Origin of the sequence: Citrobacter sp. Ce104 (assembly GCF_030334595.1) — a bacterium.
In the GTDB taxonomy this organism is placed as follows: domain Bacteria; phylum Pseudomonadota; class Gammaproteobacteria; order Enterobacterales; family Enterobacteriaceae; genus Citrobacter; species Citrobacter europaeus.
The window spans coordinates 1-1520 of sequence record NZ_JAOWDP010000031.1; the positions used below are offsets into that span (position 1 = coordinate 1).

The window sequence follows — 1520 nt, forward strand, 5'->3', positions numbered from 1 at the left end:
TTGGTTTGGGAACAGCAGCAAAACTGGCAGCAGCTGTTGCCACTCAGTCTTCACCAGGAAACCTCACTATCCCTGCACTTATCGGCGGTGTTGAAAAACAAATCATTGTGCAGTGGGGGAGTTTTGCCGGGCTTACTTCAGGAGATACAGCTGTCACATTTCCATTCCCATTTCCGGGCAATGTGCTGCATATTTTTACCAGTGCGCTGGCAACCGGAACTGGAGCCTGGGCAGGGTGCAACTCAATCACCAAAACCGGATTTAACGGCAATATGTGGTCGGCGTATAACGTCCGTCAGTCAGGGTCGTCGAGTTATTTAGCAATAGGATATTCATCATGAATTACGTTTATAGCGCCGCCAAAAATCTGTTTTTCCCTGTCCAGTATCATGAGCAGTATGAACAAAATGGTGACTGGCCGTCTGATGCTATTGCAGTTGATGACAGCGTTTTTTATGAGTTCACATCTTATCGGGAAGGAAAAACACGAGTTGCGGGACCTGAAGGATTACCTGCATGGGTAGATATCCCCCAACCGAGCTATGAAGAGTTAATCCAGAGCGCAGAGAACGAACGCCAGAGAATACTGAGTAATGCTGATTCGGTAATGCTCGACTGGCGAACGGAACTGATGCTGGGTGAAATCAGCGACGCCAACAGAGCGAAACTGTCGGCATGGCTGGCTTATAAAAACGATGTGAAGGCGATTGATGTGACTACCGCCCCTGAGCATATTAACTGGCCTATTTCCCCGGAGGCGTAGGCCATACAGGTTTTGATGCATCAACGCGCATCAAAAGTACCCGGTATTTTTTCCATTCAGAAAACGCGACGGTTTCTTCCTCCGTCGCTATACCCGCGTCAACGGCGTCCTGTCGCCAGACTATTTCTTTATCAGCGGTTGCTCTCAGTGTTTCCTTTTTATGTTCAGCCTGGTCAATTAATTGCCGGGGTGTGGGAGGGGGTAAATCGACCCATGCGGGCATTTCGTTTACAACTCCTCGTATTTTTCCGGCAGGAGCTGGTCCGGTAAATTCATTAAAAATATCATCGCTAACCCGAATCCCATTTTCAGGCCATGTTCCGGCGTCAGTATATTGCTGTCGCATAGAAAGGGGGTAAAAAGCGTTATCAGTGGCTGAAAAGATGTAATTCATATTAATACCCTATCGCGATGTAGTGGATGTTAACGGCTGCTGCTGTAGCCAGCGATGGAGCAGAACCCGCCGGAGCATAAAATGCATTCCACGTAAAACTGTTGCGGTTAAAACCATTCAACACGGCATACGCCTGTATTGACCCTGCTACCTGATAGCCCCACCCCACAACTTTCAGGCAAGTAGAGGGAAACGGCACGGGGAAGCCTGTTGTGGTTGTTGCCAGATTTGAACAGGGCATTTGTCCCCACTGGATAAGCAATTCGCGGCGGGTGCCATTAATAATTACTGGCAGCGTCAGCCTTCCGCCATCAGATAAAACAGCGCTCATGACGCCTGCCAGGGCTATCTCTCCCAAACCAA

At 48.9% G+C, this 1520-nt stretch carries 4 protein-coding genes; 2 read left to right on the top strand and 2 right to left on the bottom strand.

Annotated elements, in window-relative coordinates; all coding sequences use genetic code 11:
* Positions 1-341, top strand: a 341-nt coding sequence (locus OGW16_RS02025) for a gp53-like domain-containing protein (protein ID WP_502873959.1), incomplete at its 5' end; no start/stop codon positions are given.
* Positions 338-763, top strand: a complete 426-nt coding sequence (locus OGW16_RS02030) for a tail fiber assembly protein (protein ID WP_200000595.1) — start codon at positions 338-340, stop codon at positions 761-763. The genes OGW16_RS02025 and OGW16_RS02030, both read left to right, overlap by 4 nt.
* Here the strand turns inward: OGW16_RS02030 and OGW16_RS02035 are convergent.
* The gene (locus OGW16_RS02035) at positions 744-1157 is read right to left on the bottom strand and encodes a tail fiber assembly protein (protein WP_200000596.1); all 414 of its coding nucleotides are present in this window, start codon (positions 1155-1157) and stop codon (positions 744-746) included. The genes OGW16_RS02030 and OGW16_RS02035 overlap by 20 nt on opposite strands.
* Before the next feature lies 1 nt (position 1158).
* Positions 1159-1520: gp53-like domain-containing protein (locus OGW16_RS02040; RefSeq protein ID WP_502873960.1), on the bottom strand; the 362-nt coding region annotated here is incomplete at its 5' end.

What these genes read in the sequence shown, in the direction of transcription:
- OGW16_RS02030 (WP_200000595.1), top strand. Translation starts at nt 338, where the DNA reads ATGAATTACGTTTATAGCGCCGCCAAAAATCTGTTTTTCCCTGTCCAG.
- OGW16_RS02035 (WP_200000596.1), bottom strand. Translation starts at nt 1,157, where the DNA reads ATGAATTACATCTTTTCAGCCACTGATAACGCTTTTTACCCCCTTTCT.